General features: G+C 70.5%; 21 protein-coding genes and 1 tRNA gene. All 22 read right to left on the bottom strand.

Translation table 11 applies throughout. The features are described 5' to 3' along the window. Positions 1 to 2: 2 nt before the first annotated feature. Entirely contained in the window at positions 3 to 314 is a 312-nt protein-coding gene (nuoK, locus tag IBX62_05965; GenBank protein MBE0476625.1) for an NADH-quinone oxidoreductase subunit NuoK, read from the bottom strand. Then, positions 311 to 811, bottom strand: coding sequence for an NADH-quinone oxidoreductase subunit J (locus IBX62_05960; GenBank protein MBE0476624.1), 501 nt, complete (start codon positions 809 to 811; stop codon positions 311 to 313). The genes nuoK and IBX62_05960 overlap by 4 nt, the downstream gene beginning before the upstream one ends. After that, positions 808 to 1,377: a 4Fe-4S binding protein gene (locus IBX62_05955; GenBank protein MBE0476623.1), complete on the bottom strand. Its 570-nt coding sequence runs from the start codon at positions 1,375 to 1,377 to the stop codon at positions 808 to 810. Before IBX62_05955 ends, IBX62_05960 begins: the two co-directional genes overlap by 4 nt. Positions 1,378 to 1,380: 3 nt before the next feature. Next, positions 1,381 to 2,370: an NADH-quinone oxidoreductase subunit NuoH gene (gene nuoH, locus IBX62_05950; GenBank protein MBE0476622.1), complete on the bottom strand. Its 990-nt coding sequence runs from the start codon at positions 2,368 to 2,370 to the stop codon at positions 1,381 to 1,383. Then, positions 2,367 to 3,434 carry an NADH-quinone oxidoreductase subunit D gene (locus IBX62_05945; GenBank protein ID MBE0476621.1) on the bottom strand — a complete coding sequence of 356 codons (1,068 nt, stop codon included), beginning with the start codon at positions 3,432 to 3,434 and terminating at the stop codon, positions 2,367 to 2,369. Before IBX62_05945 ends, nuoH begins: the two co-directional genes overlap by 4 nt. A 105-nt stretch (positions 3,435 to 3,539) precedes the next feature. After that, positions 3,540 to 4,019 (bottom strand): NADH-quinone oxidoreductase subunit C, encoded by a 480-nt coding sequence (locus IBX62_05940; GenBank protein ID MBE0476620.1) that lies wholly within the window; start codon positions 4,017 to 4,019, stop codon positions 3,540 to 3,542. Beyond that, positions 3,997 to 4,515, bottom strand: coding sequence for an NADH-quinone oxidoreductase subunit B (locus IBX62_05935; GenBank protein ID MBE0476619.1), 519 nt, complete (start codon positions 4,513 to 4,515; stop codon positions 3,997 to 3,999). The genes IBX62_05940 and IBX62_05935 overlap by 23 nt, the downstream gene beginning before the upstream one ends. After that, positions 4,485 to 4,841: an NADH-quinone oxidoreductase subunit A gene (locus IBX62_05930; GenBank protein MBE0476618.1), complete on the bottom strand. Its 357-nt coding sequence runs from the start codon at positions 4,839 to 4,841 to the stop codon at positions 4,485 to 4,487. The genes IBX62_05935 and IBX62_05930 overlap by 31 nt, the downstream gene beginning before the upstream one ends. 211 nt (positions 4,842 to 5,052) lie before the next feature. Beyond that, positions 5,053 to 6,003 (bottom strand): hypothetical protein, encoded by a 951-nt coding sequence (locus IBX62_05925; protein MBE0476617.1) that lies wholly within the window; start codon positions 6,001 to 6,003, stop codon positions 5,053 to 5,055. Next, a complete protein-coding gene (locus IBX62_05920) occupies positions 5,993 to 6,676 on the bottom strand; it encodes an ABC transporter ATP-binding protein (protein ID MBE0476616.1) in 684 nt (227 codons plus the stop codon). The genes IBX62_05925 and IBX62_05920 overlap by 11 nt, the downstream gene beginning before the upstream one ends. A gap of 88 nt (positions 6,677 to 6,764) precedes the next feature. Then, a complete protein-coding gene (locus tag IBX62_05915; protein ID MBE0476615.1) occupies positions 6,765 to 7,148 on the bottom strand; it encodes a hypothetical protein in 384 nt (127 codons plus the stop codon). A 184-nt stretch (positions 7,149 to 7,332) separates the two neighbouring features. Further along, positions 7,333 to 7,539 carry a helix-turn-helix transcriptional regulator gene (locus IBX62_05910; protein ID MBE0476614.1) on the bottom strand — a complete coding sequence of 69 codons (207 nt, stop codon included), beginning with the start codon at positions 7,537 to 7,539 and terminating at the stop codon, positions 7,333 to 7,335. A gap of 218 nt (positions 7,540 to 7,757) precedes the next feature. Then, positions 7,758 to 7,834: transfer RNA gene (locus IBX62_05905), tRNA-Thr, on the bottom strand. Between the two features lie 11 nt (positions 7,835 to 7,845). Further along, entirely contained in the window at positions 7,846 to 9,009 is a 1,164-nt protein-coding gene (locus IBX62_05900; protein ID MBE0476613.1) for a stage 0 sporulation family protein, read from the bottom strand. Beyond that, a complete protein-coding gene (holB, locus tag IBX62_05895; protein MBE0476612.1) occupies positions 8,997 to 10,127 on the bottom strand; it encodes a DNA polymerase III subunit delta' in 1,131 nt (376 codons plus the stop codon). Before holB ends, IBX62_05900 begins: the two co-directional genes overlap by 13 nt. Then, positions 10,124 to 10,777: a dTMP kinase gene (gene tmk / locus IBX62_05890; protein MBE0476611.1), complete on the bottom strand. Its 654-nt coding sequence runs from the start codon at positions 10,775 to 10,777 to the stop codon at positions 10,124 to 10,126. The genes holB and tmk overlap by 4 nt, the downstream gene beginning before the upstream one ends. Beyond that, positions 10,770 to 11,348, bottom strand: coding sequence for a fumarate hydratase C-terminal domain-containing protein (locus IBX62_05885; GenBank protein MBE0476610.1), 579 nt, complete (start codon positions 11,346 to 11,348; stop codon positions 10,770 to 10,772). The genes tmk and IBX62_05885 overlap by 8 nt, the downstream gene beginning before the upstream one ends. Then, a complete protein-coding gene (locus IBX62_05880) occupies positions 11,341 to 12,843 on the bottom strand; it encodes an MFS transporter (GenBank protein MBE0476609.1) in 1,503 nt (500 codons plus the stop codon). The genes IBX62_05885 and IBX62_05880 overlap by 8 nt, the downstream gene beginning before the upstream one ends. 1 nt (position 12,844) lies before the next feature. Beyond that, a complete protein-coding gene (locus IBX62_05875) occupies positions 12,845 to 13,693 on the bottom strand; it encodes a fumarate hydratase (GenBank protein MBE0476608.1) in 849 nt (282 codons plus the stop codon). Positions 13,694 to 13,699: 6 nt separating this feature from the next. Further along, entirely contained in the window at positions 13,700 to 14,635 is a 936-nt protein-coding gene (mdh, locus tag IBX62_05870; GenBank protein ID MBE0476607.1) for a malate dehydrogenase, read from the bottom strand. A gap of 146 nt (positions 14,636 to 14,781) precedes the next feature. After that, positions 14,782 to 15,462, bottom strand: a complete 681-nt coding sequence (locus IBX62_05865; GenBank protein ID MBE0476606.1) for a hypothetical protein — start codon at positions 15,460 to 15,462, stop codon at positions 14,782 to 14,784. A gap of 80 nt (positions 15,463 to 15,542) precedes the next feature. After that, positions 15,543 to 18,023, bottom strand: coding sequence for a DNA topoisomerase I (locus tag IBX62_05860; GenBank protein MBE0476605.1), 2,481 nt, complete (start codon positions 18,021 to 18,023; stop codon positions 15,543 to 15,545). Positions 18,024 to 18,167 lie beyond the last annotated feature (144 nt).

The following is an 18,167-nucleotide window of genomic DNA, read 5'->3' as shown; positions in this document are numbered from 1 at the left end:
CGCTAGCCCTTCAGCCGGTCGAGAGTATCGAGCTCCACCGAGCGCGTCCGGCGGTACAGCGCGAGCACGAGCGCGAGCCCCAGCCCTATCTCGGCGGCCGAGACCACCATCGCGAAGACCGCGAAGACCTGGCCGGTCATCGCCTCCGGCGTCACGAATCGCGAGATGGCGACGAGGTTGACGTTCACAGCCACCGCCATCAGCTCGAGCGACATCAGGACCATGACCGCCGAGCGCTTGGAGATCGCGCCGTAGAGCCCGAGCGAGAACAGCACCGCGGCCAGGCCGAGGAAGGAAGGCAGGCCGGCGCTCATCGCCGACCGCCTCCCGACCACCACACGGCGCCCACCAGCGCCACGAGCAGCACGAGCGAGGCGAGCTCGAAGGGCAGGACCCACTCGGTGAAGAGCACGCGGCCGAGACCCGCCACGCCCGGCGCAACGGGGGGCATCTCGGCGGTCGGCGGCACGAACCTCGTCACCGACAGGTACAGCAGCCCGCCGAAGCCGACGGCGAGCGCCGCCGCGGCCGGGGAGGCGTCCAGCGGCCTGACCGCGTCCTCGCGCCGGCGCAGGGTGAGCATGATGACGAAGAGCAGGAGCACCGAGACCGCGCCGGCGTACACGAGGACCTGCGCCATGGCGAGGAACTCGGCGGACAGCAGCAGGAACAGGCCCGCCGTGGCGAGCATCGCCCCCAACAGCCAGAACGCGGCGTGCATGACGTTGCGCGAGGCGAGCATACCCACGGCACCGCCGACGGCGGCCAGCGCCAGGAGCGCGAAGGGAACGAGCGCCACCGTGTCGCTCATCGCCCCGGCTCCCCCTCCTCCGGGCACGGCACAGGGTCGCACTCCTGGCCGTGCGGCACGGCGCCGTCGGTCTTGGGCCGCTCCTGAGGCGCCGGCAGTCCCGCCGCAGGCGCTCCGGGCGCGGCGGCCCGCGGCGCCACCACTGCGGCGGCGCGACGGGCGGGGGCGGCCTCCACGTCGCGCAGCAGCGTGCGCAGCATCTCCTCGGGAAGGCTCACGGCGAGCTCGTACTCGTGGCTCATCGCCAGCGCGTCGAACGGGCAGGCCTCCACGCACAGTCCGCACAGCATGCAGGCGCCGGTCTCGTACGTGTACGCGTCGATGCGCTTGGAGGCGTCCTCGCGCGTCGTCACGTCCAGCGCGAGCACGCCGTCGGGACAGGCGCGCACGCAGTTGGTGCACGCGGTGCACTTGGGCCGGCCGTCCTCGTCGTACTTGGGCGCCACCGCCCATCGTGCGCGCCGCGGGAGCTCGACGGTCTCGTCGGGGTAGGCCACGGTGATCGGGCCGCGCAGCAGGTTGCGCATCGTGACGCGCATGCTCTCGAGGATGCCGAGGCCCCACATCGCCTATCCCGACCCCTCGAAGAGCTTCACGGCGACGCCGACCACGAGCACCCAGGCCAGCGAGGCGGGGATCAGCCCCTTCCAGCCCAACGTCAGCAGCTGGTCGATGCGGATGCGCGGCAGCGTCCCGCGGATCCACATCAGCACGAATACGCCGAGGTACGTCTTGAGCAGGAAGACCACGACCGGCGGCACCAGCCCGGACCCGCCGAGCCACCCGCCGAAGAACAGCGTGACGGCCAGCGCCGAGACGATGAAGCTGTTGGAGAACTCGGCGAGGAACATCAGCGCGAACCTCATCCCGGAGTACTCGTTGGCGAACCCCGCGACCAGCTCGCTCTCCGCCTCGGACATGTCGAACGGCGTCTGGTTGAGCTCGGCGAGCGAGGCGATGAGGAAGAGCACGAAGCCGGGCAGCTGCGCGAAGACGAACCACCGCGGCAGGAACCCCAGCCACGTGCCCTGCTGGCTCGCCACGATCTCGGTCAGGTTCATCGAGCCGGCGGCCATCACGACGCCAAGCGCGGCCAGCAGCAGCGGCACCTCGTAGGCGATCTGCTGCGCGGTCGCCCGCACGCCGCCGATCAGCGACCACTTGGAGTTGGACGCCCAGCCGGCCATCAGGACGCCGACGGGCACGATCGAGAGCACGGCGAACGCGTAGAACACGCCGGTGTCGAGGTCGCTGAAGCGCAGCCCGGGACCGAACACGAGAGCGAGGTACGCCATGAACGACGGCGTGAACACGACCACCGGCGCGAGCCGGAAGAGCCACGCGTCCGCCGCCGCCGGCTCGACGTCCTCCTTCGTGAGCAGCTTCAGCACGTCGGCGGTCGTCTGCAGCAAGCCGCGCGGGCCCACCCTCGTCGGCCCCAACCGCAGATGCAGGTGCCCGAGGACCTTGCGCAGCATGTAGATGAGCACCACGCCGTTGAGCAGCATCAGTGAGAGGGCGGCGAGCGCGCGGAGCGCCGCGACGGCGAGCGGGCTCATCGGTCGATCTCCCCGAGCACGATGTCGAGCGAGCCGATGACCGCTACGGCGTCGGCGATCTTGCAGCCCGGCAGCAGCTCGTCGATGACCGCCAGGTTGAAGTAGGCCGGCGAGCGCAAGCGCAGGCGCGACGGCCTGTCGGAGCCGTCGGCGCAGAGGTGCGCGCCGAGCTCCCCGCGCGGCGACTCGACGGCGGAGTAGACCTCCCCGGCCGGCGGACGCAGCACCTTCGGCCCCTTGGCCATGTGCGCGCCCTCGGGCATGCCCTCGATCGTCTGCGAGATCATCGCGAGGCTCTGGCGCATCTCCTCGACGCGCACCGCGTAGCGGTCCCAGGTGTCGCCCACCGTGCCGACGGGCACGTCGAAGTCGAGCTCCGGGTACGCCGCGTACGGCCGCTCCTTGCGTACGTCCCAGCCCAGCCCGGTCGCTCGCAGGCAGGCGCCGGACATCCCGAAGGACACCGCCGTCTCGCGCGGGATCACCCCGACGCCGCGAGTGCGCGCCACGAAGATCTCGTTGCCTCCCAGCAGGTCCTCGAACTCGCCCAGGTGGGTGGGGAGGGAGCGCAGGAAGGCGCGGATGGCCGGCTCGGCCTCGGGCGGCAGGTCCGCGACGACGCCACCAGGCCGCACGTAGTTGAACATCATGCGCGCGCCGGTGACGGCCTCGAGGACGTCGAGCAGCGTCTCGCGGTCGCGCAGCGCGTACAGGAACGGCGCCATGGCGCCGACGTCGAGCCCGAAGGTCCCCAGCCACAGCAGGTGGCTCGAGACCCGGTTGATCTCCCCGAGGAGAGATCGCAGCCAGTGCGCCTTGGGCGGCACCTCGATGCCGGCGAGCTCCTCGGCCGCCTGCGCGAAGGCCAGCTCGCCGTGGATGCCGCTCAGGTAGTCGGCCCGGTCCATGAGGGTCGCCACCTGATGGTAGCGGCGGTACTCGGAGAGCTTCTCGACGCCCCGGTGCAGGTAGCCCAGGCTCGCCTCCGCCGCGACGATCTCCTCACCATCGAGCTCGAGCAGGACGTGCAGCACGCCGTGGGTCGAGGGGTGTTGCGGACCCATGTTCACCACGAGGTGCTCGGTGGCGAGCTCGTCCACCCCGCGCGGCACCCGGCGCAGCCCGCGCGGCAGCACCGCGGCGCCGTGCTCCCCCTCGCGCTCGTCCACCTACTCCTCACCGTCCCTCACGCCCGGCCGCGCCACCTGCGCCCGCGTGCGTATCGGCGTGGACTTGCGCAGGAGGAACGGTCCGGACTCGTCGCTGGTGAGGAGCCGTTTGGGGTTGGGGTGCCCCCTGAAGGTCAGCCCGAAGAGCTCCGCGGCCTCGCGCTCGGGATACAGGGCGGCGGCGTACACCGTCCACACCGACGGCACCTCGGCGTCGTAGGCCACCGCGGCCTTCACGAACAGCTCCTCATCGGCGGCGAAGGAGCGCAGGTGCCAGGTGAGCTCGAGCCCGTCGCCGGTGTCGGCGCCGAGCAGGTCGGCCAGCATGACGTAGTCGGCTTCCGCGAGAGCGCGGATGGCTCGCAGCGCGTCGCCGGCGTCGATGCGCAGTACCGTTCCCAACCACCCCTCGTCGCCGATCGAGTAGCAGTCGAGACCGGCGGAGGTGAGCTGGCGGCTAAGAGCTGCGGCGTCGGGCAAGGCGCTCCTCCGTCCGATCGCGGATCAGCTCCTGCAGGCGCATGAAGCCGTACTGCAGGGCCTCCGGACGCGGCGGGCACCCCGGCACATAGACGTCGACCGGGACGACCGCGTCCACTCCCAGCACCACGTTCGGGTACTCCCGGAACGGCCCGCCCGTCGAGGCGCAGGCGCCCATCGCGACGACCCACTTGGGCTCGGGCATCTGCTCGTAGAGGCGGCGCAGGGAATGCGCCATCTTCGTGTTCACCGTGCCGGCGACGATCATGACGTCGGACTGCCGGGGGCTGCCGCGGTGGAAGATGCCGAAGCGGTCGAAGTCGAACCGGGGACCTCCGGCGTGCATCATCTCGATCGCGCAGCAGGCGATCCCGAACATCAGGTACCAGAGGCTGTTGCGCCGCGCCCAGTCGAAGAGCTGCTCGCTCCGGATGAACAGCGCGCCGTGCTCGCCCGTGAGGCGGTCTAGCGCCACTCCAGCGCCCCCTCCCGCCACGCGTACGCGAGCCCGAGCGCGAGGATGCCGACGAAGACGGCCATCTCGATGAGCACGAAGATGCCGAGGCTACCGAAGGCGACCGCCCACGGGTAGAGGAAGACCACCTCGATGTCGAAGATCACGAACAGCAGCGCGTACACGTAGTAGCCGATGCGGAACTGCACCCACGGCGGGCCGACCGGCTCGCTGCCGCACTCGTAGGGCGTGAGCTTCGCCGCGCTCGGCTCTCGAGGCTGCAGCAGCCGCGACACCGCGAGCGTGGTCGCCACGAACGCCGCACCCGCCAGCACGAAGACCGCTATCGAGAGGTGGTCGGCAGTCATCCCGTCAGACGCTCCTCGCCGCTCCGGCGCTCTTCCCCTCCGGCGTCAGGATACTTCAGCGGCGTAGAGGTCGTCCGGCGTCACCAAGTGCAGCTAGTCCAAGATGAACACTCCTTGGCCGATGAGGAACAGCGCCATGATCACGACCGCTATGGCAGCCAAGACGACGAGTACGACCTTGAGTGTCTTGCTCACGGCGGCGTCCTCTCCTCTAGCTCACATACTTACTCTGGAAGTGGGCGGCGGCGAGACTGGCCGCAACGGCGGCCAAGGCAACGGCAGCAATGAGCCCGTACGCGAGAGGCACCGGTATCGGACGCGGCGCCACCAGCTGGAACACGCCGCTGAAAGCGAACACATCGTGTCCGATCACCGAAGCGAGGTTCTTTGGATCGTACTTCCCGACCACCGGGATGAAGACATTGTAGGCCACCACCAGCGTCAACGGGACATAGGGACTCCGTACCACGGTTCCCAGGGCGTAGCCCACAGTCATGAAGAGCACGCCCAGAACGACGGCAACCCCGCTCTGCGCGGCTAGCGCCGACACGCCGGGCAGCGCAGCGGTATCCACGGCAGCAAGCGAGACCGACCCAGGAGGCAGCGATACTCCGTAGGCGTGGACCGGCCGCCCCACGAGCAACGTCAAGAGGAGCACGAGTCCGACTGAGCCGATGACGGCCAGCGCGCCCACCGAGAGCTTCGTGAGGGCGACTACCTTCCAGTCGTTGCGCACCGCTTTGACTTTGACCGTCTTATTGACGAAGTCCTGCGTTGCCAGGAACACGCCCCAGGCGCCGAACAGCAGCGGCCCGCCGAGAAAGGCGACCGAGGCGAGCCCGTTCGAGGCGACGTTCCCGGGAGCAAGCGCCCGGACGCTTCGGGTCAACTCCTCGTACGCGTACCGGATGGGGTTGTCCACTTCGACCACGGTCGTGCCGTTCTCCTCGGTCTCGGTGACGTTCAGATCCTCCTCGAGCGCTGCATCGACGTCGATCCCCTCGGCGGTCAGCTCGTTCCGTATGGACGAGTACTCGAGAGACGCCGCGCGAGCGCGGGTCACGTTGCTGTACGCGCCAACCCCGACGAGCAGTATCACGAGGCCTGTCAGCGCGTAGACGGCCTTGGAGTAGAAGACGTACGCGACCTCGTCACGAAACATCCTTCACGGTCCTCTCGTAGAGTTGCCCCAGGGGACTCTGGGTTGGAGTCGGCTGCTCGTCCAGTTCGAACTCTCGGATCTTGCCGCCCTTGAGCACCAGCACGCGGCTCACGATCGAGGTGTAGAAGTCGAACTGATGGCCCGTCAGGAACACGGCCGACTCCCTTGCGCGCTCTCTGAACTCGCCTTTCAGGTGCTCCATGGTCTCGTAGTCGAGACCGTTCGAGACCTCGTCCATGATGAGGTACTTGGGGCGGGCGAGAAGGGCGCACGCGATCGAGAGCTTCTTGCGCTGCCCGTAGGAGTACCGGCGGACGTTCTTCCTGAGCAGATCGTCTCCCAGGTACTCGCGAGCGGCATCGCGCAGCTGCTGTGACGGCACCTTCCTCGGACAGAGAAGCTCCAGGTTCCTGTATCCGTTGAGCCCCCGGTACGATGGGGCATCGTCGAACACCACGGCGACATCGGTGGAGACCTGGCGCAGGTCGCGACCGTCGTACAGGACCTCGCCCTGGTAGCGCTCCAGGCCGAGCATCGCCTTGATCAGCGTGGTCTTGCCCGCGCCGTTCTCTCCCATCAGAAACGTGATCCCTGTCTGCGGGAGATCGAACGAGATGTCATCGAGCACCAGGCTGTGGCCATAGCGCTTGGTCAGGTTCCTCACCGACAACACGGCCGATACGCTCCTTCACCAGTCATAAGGAAGGACATGGAGTGCGGACCGGCGGTCCGCACTCCATGTCCGCTCCCCGCCGTGACCCCTAGTTGAGGCTCGACGATCCGCTGTACGCGCCGCTTCCGTAGACGTAGTGCGTATGCGTGCTCGTCTGCCAATAGACGGTCACGTCCCCCCACGGGGTGACGACGCCGGCCCCCCAGCCGAATCGCGCCTGATAGCGCCACTTGGACGAGCTGTACTTGTACAGGGTGACCCCCTGATTCCTCGCCAGGTTCGGGAAGACGTACCCGCAGGACTGGGTCGTAGACCCGTTGGTGACGCGGGTCCCGTCGTAGCTGAAGGTGGTATTCGCCTTCGTCCACAGCAGAACGCTCCCCCTGTACGTGTAGAACGACTTGGTGGCGCCGAACGCACTGGGCGCGAAGATCGCCATCACAACGGACACAGCCATCACGGTCAGCGCCATCCGGGCGCCTCGTGAATACATCCGCATCATTATGCACCTCCCTCCTCATCGGACGTATCGGACCGGCACGGTCCTCTATCGCCTGATGCTAAGAGGGAGCACCGGCTGCGCACAATCGCGAGTCAGGAACATGCATGCACACAGATGCAGAAACGTGAGAAATCGTGTACCACGGATGCGTCGTTCACTCCGCATACCTTTGCCATAGCCTCGCTGCCTCGAATCGATCCGAGACCTGGAGCTTGCGAATGATGTTGACGCAGTGATTGTCGATCGTACGCCTGCACAAGCCCAACTTGGCTGCTATCTCCTTGCTGGACATGTTGGCTGAGAGCAGGTCGAGTATCTGCTTCTCTCGTCCGGACAGGAGTGACCAATCGCGTTCGTGCATAAGCGCGCCCCCTCGGCCCGATGTCGTCACGACGATTGCTGGTGCCGCGACCGCTGACCCCCCATGTTGTCCGTCGACAACGTGCAGAAAATCCCATAGGCAGAGGGGTGTGTCAATTCCTGCCACCCCGGTGCCGACACCCCGAGACAACGGCAGGCGGGGTGCCGCGCGGACGCGAAGCGGCTCCCCCGATCCCGGGAGAGCCGCGTCAGTCTCGGTGGAGCCGACGAGGGGATTCGAACCCCTGACCCCCGCATTACGAGTGCGGTGCTCTGGCCAGCTGAGCTACGTCGGCGTATCCGCTTGTCATTCCCCGCCGGTCGAACCGCTCTGCGCGCCACCCGAGGGCCTCCGCCGCCTGCGGCGCCTGCCCGGCCGCGCCGGCTTGGCGGCCTCTCCGCCACCGTCCGCCGCCTTGGCCTCGGGCTTCGGCTTCGTCTCGGCCTTGGGCCGCTGCCCCGGCTCGCCCTTGGCCGCGGAGGCCTCGCCACCGCCCTCGCGCTTGCCGCCGCCTCCGCGGCGCCTGCGCCTCCTCGACGGAGGCTTCTCCGCCCCGCCGCCCGCCTCGGCCTTCGCCTCCCCCGTCGGAGCCGGCGCCTGCGCCGCCTCCAGCACGCCGAGCCCCGGCCTCTGGATCGCCTCGGGCGGTACCTTGCAGGGGCAGCCGGTGTCCTTGCCGCACTCCATCGAGCCCAGCGGGACGGTGAGGGACCCACCCTCGAAGAGCCGGATCGTCACCGTCTCCTTCGGGGTGTTCAACTCCACGACCTTACCCGCTCCAAGCGGGGTCTCGACCTCGGCCCCCCGCTTGGGCGCCCGCGACTTGTACTCCTTGTACGCGTCGTACTCGTAGCGCAAACAGCACATGAGTCTTCCACAGACCCCGCTTATCTTCAAGGGGTTCAGCGGCAGGTCCTGTTCCTTGGCCATGCGGATCGAGACGGGGTGGAACTCCCCGCCCAGCCGTGCGCAGCACAGCTGCTCCCCGCAGTGGCCCAGGCCCCCGACCATACGCGCCTCGTCGCGCACGCCGATCTGCCGCATGTCGATCCGGGTCTTGAACCTGGAAGCGAGCTCCTTGACCAGCTCGCGGAAGTCGACCCGCTCCTCGGCTGCGAAATAGAAGACCATCTTGGAGGAGTCGAACAGCGTCTGGACGCCGACCGGCTTCATGTCCAGCCCGTGCTTGCCCACCAGCTCCCGGAAGACCGGCATGGCCTCGGCCTCGCGCTCGCGCAACTCCTCGGCACGGGCGAGATCCTCGTCGGTGGCGATGCGCTCCACCGGCTTGAGCTCGGCGGGCAACTCGGACTCCTCGACCTCGGCGGGAGCCGAGGCGACCTCTCCGATCTCCTGCCCGCGCTCCGTCCGCACCACGACACACTGGCCCACCGCCGGCTCGGAGCCGGCGGGGTCGAACCAGAGCACCTTGGGCGCGGAGCGCAAGCGGACTCCCACTACCGTGGGCATGCGAGTACCTCCCGTACACCGAACAGCATGGCCTCGACGGCCAGCTGAGGATTCACATTATAGGCGAGACGGCGGCGGGCCTCGGCGACCTCGGATATCGCCCGCACCGCTGTGCCGGGCGCGAGCGCGGCGGCGACCTCGTCGGCGGCGTCGCGCACGTCGCGGTTCACGGCCAGCTCGCCAGCGCCTGCCGATATGGCCAAGCAATCGCGGAGCCAGCTTTCGGTGACGTTGAGCAGCTCGAGCACGCCCTCGCGCTCCTTGGCGGTGAGCTCGCGCTTGTGCCGCTCCTCCAGCGGCTTCGTCCCGCCCCTGCCGACGAACTCCCTGCGCTCCGCGAGCTCCTCGGCCTGGAACGCCTTGAGCTCGTCCAGCGGCGCCTTGACCGCCGTGAGCAGCTCGCGCGCCGAGCACAGCACGTCGTGCGCGTCCATCACCGGCAGCTCCTTGAGCACGGCCAGCAGCCGCTCGCGCGCCTCGCGCTTGGCGGGCGAGCGCAGCAGCTCGATGGCGCGGGGCGCCACCCCTCCTGCGGCGGCGAGCGCCTCACGCGCGCGGTCGAGCTCCACGCCGGCCTTCTCGGCGACCATCCGCTCCGCCACCGACGGCGGCAGCCGTTCGAAGCGGACGACCTGGCAGCGGCTGACGATCGTAGGCGACACCGCGCGGTGGTCGTGGGCGAGAAGCACGATCACGACGTCGGCCGGCGGCTCTTCCAGCGTCTTCAGGAACGCGTTCGCACTGCCCTCGTTGAAAGCGTCCGCCGCCTCGAAGACGTAGACCTTCCAGCTCGCCTGCACCGGCTTGAGGGCCACGTCGTGGATGACCTCGCGCACCTGCTCGATGACGTAGGTCGCCGCGCCCTCCGGGCGGATGACCCGGAAGTCGGGGTGGAAGCCCGCCCGGACCCGACGGCACGCCGGGCACGCGCCGCACCCGCCGTCGCCGCAGAACAGCGAGCAGGCCAGTGCTTTGGCCGCGGTCTTCTTGCCGGCGCCGGGAGGGCCGACGAACAGGTAGGCGTGAGACACCGTGCCCGCGCGCACCTCGGCTGAGAGAAGCTCGGAGGCCCGACGCTGGCCGGCGAGGTCGTCCCACACGCAGCCGCGCTTCGTCATGCGCGCCAGTCCAGCACGGGGCGAAGCACCGGCAGTGCCGCCGCCACCACCCGCCGTACCGCCGCCGCGACCTCCGCCACGCCCGGGGTTCCGTCCACGACGACGACCCGTTCCGCCTTCTCGGCCGCGATGCGGAGGAACCCCTCGCGCACGCGCTCGTGGAACGCGACGTCCTCGGCCTCCAGGCGGTCGGCTCCCTGCCCGCACGCACGCTCCAGACCGAGGACGGGGTCGACGTCCACCAGCACGGTGAGGTCCGGCACCAGTCCGCGGGAAGCGGCGGAGTTGAGCACCCGCACCTGCTCGAGGTCCAGGCCCCGGCCGTAGCCCTGGTAGGCCGTGGTCGAATCGGTGAAGCGGTCGCACACGACGTGGCGGCCCGCTGCGAGTGAAGTCTCGATCGTCTCGGCCACGAGCTGCGCGCGGCTCGCCTCGTAGAGCAGCAACTCGGCCATGGGGTCCATCCCCGCGTACGCGGGATCGAGCAGCAGATCGCGGATGTCGTCGCCGAGAGGGGTGCCGCCCGGCTCGCGCAGCGCCACGACCGGCAGGCCGCCGTCGCGCAGCCGTTGGGCCAGCAGCGCGGCCTGCGTGCTCTTGCCGGAGCCCTCGCCGCCCTCGAACGTGACGAACACGCCTCGCTCAGGCATCGCCGGCCCCCTCCGATGCGCCGCGCCACTCGGCGGCCGCCTCGGCGTACAGGTCGCGTCCGGCGGTGTCGATCGCCACGAACGCCGGGAAGCCCGCCAGCGTGACGCGCGCGAGCGCCTCGGGGCCCAGGTCCGCGTACGCGACGACCTGCAGCGCCGTCACGTGCCGGGCGAGCAGGGCCGCCGCCCCTCCGACCGCGGCGAGGTAGACGGCGCCGTGGCGGCGGCAGGCCTCGACGACCGAGGGCGAGCGCGCCCCCTTGCCGATGGTCGCGGCGACGCCCGCCTCGAGCAGCCGCGGCGTCCAACGGTCCATCCTGCGAGCCGTGGTGGGGCCGATCGCCCCCGCCGGCCGGCCCGCCGCCGGCGGAGCGGGGCCCGCGTAGAACAGCGCCTGGCCGGCCAGCCCGTAGGGCAACTCGCCGTCGCGGTCGAGCTCGGCCAGCAGCCGCTCGTGCGTGGCGTCGCGCGCGGTGTAGGCGAAACCGTCGAGTTCGACCTCGTCGCCGGCCGCCAGCGCGCCAAGCGCCTCGGCCGTCGGCGGGAGCGTGAGACGCACCAGGTCAGGCATCGGCCGGGGTCCTCCTCCCCTTCCAGTCCAGGGTGCGGTAAGCGTACACCGCCGCCCCGATCACGATGAGCGAAGCGGCCTGCAGGGCGATGCGCGCGCCCGAGAGCGGCAGGCCGCGCGCATCGAAGAAGCGGTCCGAGAGGGATGAGACCACATCGGCGACGACCGGCATCACGATCATCGAGAGCAGCAGCGCCACGCGTACGACCGACTCGAGGGCCGTGAAGACGCGGCCCCGCACGGCGTCGGCGGTCTCCTCGGCGACGTAGGTGTTGCCCGCGACCGTGACGGCGGCGACGCCGAACCCGGCGATCGCGGCGAACAGCGCGGCGACCGCGTAGACGCCCACCGAGGCGAACACGAGCATCGAGGCGCCGAACCCGGCCACGCCCCCCAGGAAGAGCAGCTGGAGCGATGCGTGCCGAGCCAGCCGGGGTACCGTCATGGCCCCCGCGACCATCCCGAACGCCATGAACACGAGCATGAAGACCATGTTCGCGGTGCCCACCTCCTGGCTGGCGAACGCCTGCCCCAGGATGGGCACCTCCCCGGTGAGGTGCGCCGAGACGTACGTGGGCACGAGCGGCACGACGGCACCGCCTCCGAAGATGCCGAGCCCCATCGTGACCAGGAAGCTGCGCAGCTCGCGGTGCTCCCCGATGAGGGTGAACGCCTCGCGGACGTCCTTGCCCACGAGCGAGAGGTCCAGGAGCGGAGCGCCGTCCGGGACGGCGGACGCCCTCACGCTGATGCTGTAGATGGCCACGGCCGAGACGACGAACGTAAGGCTGTTGAGGAAGACGCCCGCCCGGGGGCCGAGCAGCTCGGGGGCGAAGAGCCCCAGGCCCTCGGTCAGCAGCGGCACCTCCGCGGCGAGCAGCGCCCGCACGACGCGCTCGAACAGCGCCAGGATCGCGCCGGAGGCGGTGAGCCCGATCAGCATGCTCGCCTGCTGGGTCGTGTAGGACAAGCCGTTCCCGGCCGCCAGGTCCTCGGGATCGACCAGGACCGGGATGAGCGCGTTCTTGGCCGGATAGAAGAACATCGAGGCCATCTCCATGAGGAGCACGACCAGGTAGATGACCGCGAGGCTGTTCGTGACCAGCAGCCCGAAGGTGAGCACCGCGCGGACGAGGTCGCAGGCGATCATCAGGCGCCGGCGGTCGAACCTGTCCACGAACACGCCGATGACCGAGCCGAACACCAGCGCGGGGATGATCTTGGCGATCAGGATACCTGCCACCGCGAAGGCGGAGCCGCCGGAGAGCGTGGTGACGAGCGGCATGAGGAAGCCGATGACGAGCCAGTCGCCGATGCCGGAGACGAACTGGCTCACCCACAGGCGCCGGAACCGCGGGTTGCCCAGGACGGCGCGGTAGCCTCCGCCGCCCACCTTCGGCGGCGGCGAGGCCGGCAGCGTGGTAGCCCCGCCGTGAGGAGCGGGGTCGCCTTCGTAGGACTCGACCATGCCGCTCTCGTCAGAGCCGCGGGTCACCTCACGCCACCTCGAGCGTGACGGACCTGACCGCCGAGCACCCCACGTTCACCGCGACCGGGAGCGCCGCGATGTGGCAGGGCGCGCTCAGCACCGACACGCCGAGCGCGGTGCTGCGCCCCCCGAGGCCGCCGGGCCCGATACCGGTCGCGTTGACCGCGTCGAGCAGCTCGGCCTCCAGCGCCTCCGTCTCGCGCGCGTGCGGCCCTGTCGGAGACGTGCCCAGCGGCCGCAGCAGCGCCTTCTTGGCGAGCCCCGCCACCCTGTCGAACGTGCCGCCGACCCCGACCCCGACCACCAGCGGCGGGCACGCGCCGCTCGCCTTTGCCCGAACCGTCTCGACCACGAAGCGGCGCACGCCTGCCAATCCCTCGGCGGGCTCCAGCATCGAGAGCGCGGAGGAGTTGTCCGAACCGCCGCCTTTGAGCATCACGTGCACGGTGGCTCCTCGGCCGGGCCGGGCCACCACGTCGAGGAACGCCGGCGTGTTATCGCCGGTGTTCGCGCGGTCGAACGCCGCGTCACGCACGATGCTGGCGCGCAGTCCGGCCTGGCGGAAGGCGCGGGCGACCTCCGCGTCGACCCTTGCCTGGAGGTCCCCGCCCAGGCGCTCCTCGGCGCCGAGCTCGATGAGCGCCCACACCGTGCCGGTGTCCTGGCAGAGCGGGACCCTGTCGGCCGCCGCCACCTCCGCGTTCTCGATCAGCTGACGCAAGACGCGCCGGCCGCGCCCGGAGGGCTCGCTCGCCGCTGCCGCCCGCAGCGCCGCGAGCACGTCGGGGCGCAGCGTCACGGCCGCATCGCGACAGGCGCGTCCGACCGCCTCGGCGATTGCTGCCGCGTCGGCCATCCGGCCTCAGGCCCCCGCGGGCAGGGCCGCGACCGCCTCGCGCACCGTCTCGGCCGAGGCGCGAAGCGCCGCGAGCTCCTCGGCGGTAAGCGGCAGCTCCGGGATCCCGTGCACCCCGCCTCGCCCGAGGGCGGCCGGCACGGACACGTACACGTCGTCGATGCCGTAGGGCCCGTCGGGCCGGACGCAGCTCGTCATCACCTCGCCCGTGTCACCGAGGATCGCCCCGAGCATGCGCACCACGGATGCGGCCGGCGCGTAGAAGGCGGAACCGTTCCCCAGCAGCGAGACGACCTCCGCACCGCCATGGACGGTGCGGCGCACGAGCTCGTCGACCTGCTCGGGGGGCAGCAGGCGCGTCACCGGCGTGCCGCCGGCCGTGGAGTGCGCGGGCAGCGGCACCATCGCGTCGCCGTGAGCGCCCACCACCAGCGCCTCCACGCTGTCGATCGGCGCGGCCGTCGCCTCGGCGATGAAGTACGCGAACCGCGCCGAGTCCAGTACGCCGCCCATGCCGAGCACGCGTGAGGCGGGCAGGCCCGAAGACCTCTGCGCGAGGTGCGTCATCACGTCGAGCGGGTTGGTGACGCACAGCAGCACCGCCTCCGGCGAGGCCTCCACCGCGCTCTCGACGACCGAGCGTACGACCACGCTGTTCGCCGCGAGCAGATCGTCGCGCGTCATCCCCGGCTTGCGCGACAACCCCGCGGTGATCACAACCACGTCGGAGCCGGCCGTCTCGGCGTAGTCGCTCGTGCCGGTCACCCTGGGGGCGAACCGCTCCACGGAGCGGCTGTGCATCATGTCGAGCGCCTTCCCCTGCGGCAGCCCCTCGGCTACGTCCAGGAGCACGACGTCGGCCAGTCCTTTCGTGAGCGTCAGGAACGCGGCCGTCGCGCCGACCTGCCCGGCGCCCACGACGGTGACCTTCGGAAGCGGCATGCGGCTAGAGGCCCTTCCACGTCGGAGCCGTAGGCGGCCACCCCTCGCGCTGGCGCCCCGGCTGCTGGAACCAGGAGTATCCTACCATGCGCCCTTCGGCGTTCCTCGGCCGGGCCTGCGAGCGCCGCGGCCGGCCGCGACTGGCATCAGTCGAGGTCGGCCAGCCACTCGACCTCGGCCTTGCGGCCCTGGTGATGGGCGAGCCGCTGCCGCAGGATGAGTTGCGGCTCGGGCGGCGGCGACACCGGTTCCTGGAGTCGCACGGGCGGGTGCACCTCCGTCGTCAGGACCTCGTCCGCATCCACCGCCACGGCCAGGATCTCCCCGTGCTGGACGATCGCGCTCCCTGCGAACGGCTCGCCGGAGGGGTCGAGCCCGGCGGGGTCGCAGACGACGACGAGCCCCGCGAGGGACGTGCTGTAGCCCAGCGCCAGCTCGAGGACGGCCTCGGCCTGCAGCGCGGACTCGGCCTCCGGCCGCAGCACGAGGGCGTCCGGCTCGCTCTCGCGGATTCGCGGGTACAGGGAGGGTTCGATGCAATCGTCGCCGGTGAGCTGGACCGTGCGGCCCAGCGCGGTCTCCTCCCCTCCCGGCTGCCCGCGTTCGACGGCGGCCAGCGGCACGAGGACGCTGACGCCGGGAGGGCACGCGCCCCCGCCGGAGAGGAACGCCCGCCGGGCCTCGGCGTCGTCGAGCAGCGACGGCACCCGCGGCAGGACGACGACCTCGGCGCCGAGGCCGCAGGATTCCGCCATGAGGGCGAGCAGCCTGGCGAGATCGGGGTCGCGTTCCCCCGACGGGAGCATCTGGACGACCGCGAGCCGCATACCCCGGACCCCCTTCCCGCCCCGATCGGGCACCGTCCCGCTCATCGGCAGGAGTGTCCCCTATCGGCGCGGCATCGTCACTAGCGCTTCGCGCGCCGGCGCGAGCTCGTCTTCCTGCCGCCCTTGGCACCCTCGGCGGGGGGACGGGTGGGGCACGCGGGGTCGATGCAGATCCTCCACGGGCCGCGCCGCGTCTGCACCACGATCTCGGGCGCCCCGCAGCCCGTGCACTTCTCGCCGGTCAGCTGTATCTCGCCGGACTGGGGCAGCGGGTAGGAGACCTTGCACTCCTCGTAGTTCACGCAGCGCACGAAGCGCTTGAGCGTCCTCGGGGACCGCTGTCCCACGAGACGCCCGCCCTCGCGCCCCTCCTCGGCGCACTTGGGGCATTCGCCGAGGTCGATAGGGGGCTCGACGTTGGTCGCGCAGTTCGGGTCGAGGCAGCGCACGAGCGGCGGACGCCGGAACTGCACGATCCGGACCTGCGGTGTGGCGCAGACAGGGCACGGCTCCTCCACGGGCTCGACCTTGCCCTGCGGCAGCGGGTAGGTGACCTCGCACTCCGGCCACCCGGCGCAGCCCACGAACTGACCCTTCGTCTTGGGCGAGGACTTCACGAGCAGGTCGTGACCGGACCTGGGACAGGTCCCGATCCGCGCGTCCTCCACCGCCGCGTTCTTGAGGAGCTCGCCGACCTCCCCTGCGCGCGGGAGCAGCTGCGCCATGGCCTCGTCGAGGAGCTTGCGAGAGTGCTCGACGACGTCCGTGCGGTCGGCACGGCCGTTGGCGATCGCGTCCATCTCGCTCTCGAGCTCGCTCGTCATCTCCGGGGTCGTGATGCGGTCGGCGAACGCGGAGAGCGCGTCTATCACGGTGATGCCAAGGCAGGTGGGCTCGGCAGGGTCGTTCACGATGTAGCGCCGGTCGTAGAGGCGCTGGACGATCTCGTGCCGCGTCGCCTTGGTCCCCAGCCCGCGCTTCTCCATCTCCTGGATCAGTTTGCCCTGGCTGTAACGCGCGGGCGGCTGCGTCTGCTTCTCCTCCTGAGCGGCCCCGAGGAACGCCACCGTCCCACCCTCGGCCATCGCGGGGAGCTCCTCGTCCTTCTTGGCGCCGTACGGGTAGACCGAGCGGAAGCCGGGCACGACGAGCACGTCCCCGCGCGTCACGAACGTCTCGCCGTCGACCTCGAGCGAGACCTTCGTCCCCTCGATCACCGCCGGCTCGGACAGCGTGGCCATGAACCGCCGCGCCACGAGGTTGTACAGCTTCCACCCCTCCGGCTTGAGCCTGTCGGGGTCGGCTGCGCCGGTGGGGTGCACGGGCGGGTGGTCGGTCGCCTCCTTGCCGCCGCGCGTGGCTGTGAGCTTCTCGGATGCGAGGAGCCGCGCGACATGCTCGTGGTACTGCGGCACGCCATCCAGCGTGCGCAGGATCGCGCGCAGGTCCAGGCTCTCCGGGTAGACGGTGTTGTCGACACGCGGGTAGCTGATGAGACCGTCCATGTACAGCGACTCGGCGATGCGCATCGTGCGCGCGGGCGAGAGCCCCTCGGCGGCCGCGGCGGCCTGCAGGCCGGTGGTGTTGAACGGCGCGGCCGGCCTCACCGTCCGCCGCGACCGGTCGACCGCGGCGACCGTGGCCTCCGACTCGCCGACGACGGCCTCCATGACCGCCTCGGCGTCCTGCCGGCGCTTGAACCGCTCGGTGACGTGCCCGGCGGTGAACTCCTCACCGTCGGAAGCGAAGGTGCCCTTCACCGTCCAGTACGTCTCCGGGACGAACGCCTCGCGCTCCTTCTCCCGGTCCACGATCAGCTTGAGCGTGGGCGTCTGGACGCGTCCGGCGCTGCGCGGCTGGCCCACGCCCGAGAAGCGCACCTTGGTGAGGTAGCGCGTGAGCACCGCTCCCCACACGAGGTCGATGTCCTGTCGCGCCTCGCCGGCCTGCGCCAGCCAGTCCGAGACCTCGCCGAGCTCCGAGAAGGCCCGCTCGATCTCGCCCCTCGTGATGGCCGAGAAGCGGGCGCGTTTCACGGGGACGTCCGGGTTGACCTCCCGGACCAGCCCGCGGGCGTCCGCGCCGATCAACTCACCCTCGCGGTCGTAGTCGGTTGCGATGACGACCTCGTCGGCCTTCTTCGCCAGCGTCTTGAGCGCGCGGACGATCTCCCTCTCGGCCGGCGTCTTGCCGATGGGGGCCCACGTCAGATAGGGGAGCGACGCGAGCTTCCAGGTCTTCAGGTCCACCCCGCCCTTCGTGAAGGGCTTCTTCACCGGCGAGGGCCACGGAGGCGCGGCCAGGTAGTCCGGCAACTCCGCGGGGGTCTCGCGGTCGTCGTCCCAGTGCGCGACCCACTCCCCGTCCTCGCGCTCGAGCAGCGCCGGGAAGTCCACCTTCAGGATGTGACCCTTCAGCCCGACGCTCGCCCACTCCTCGCCGTCGCGCCGGAACCTGTAGACGGGCGTGGAGTAGACCTTCTCGGCCTTGGGCTTGCCCACCGCGAGGATCTCGGCGATGCGGCGCGCGGCGATGTTCTTCTCGGAGACGACGAGTCGCATGAGGCTGAAGGCCTCCCGTGGATGGTAGGTGGACGGGCCGCCCGAAGCGGCGGGTCGGCAGTTTGGGCGAGTATATACCGCTGCGTCAATCCCGGGTCTTACCCCGACTCGCCGAGGACCCCCCGCGCCGCGCCTGCCGACGCG

The organism is Coriobacteriia bacterium (assembly GCA_014859305.1).
GTDB lineage: Bacteria > Actinomycetota > Coriobacteriia > Anaerosomatales > Kmv31 > Kmv31.
Note: the sequence above shows the minus strand (reverse complement) of the source record. Positions and strands in the feature narration are given on the sequence as shown.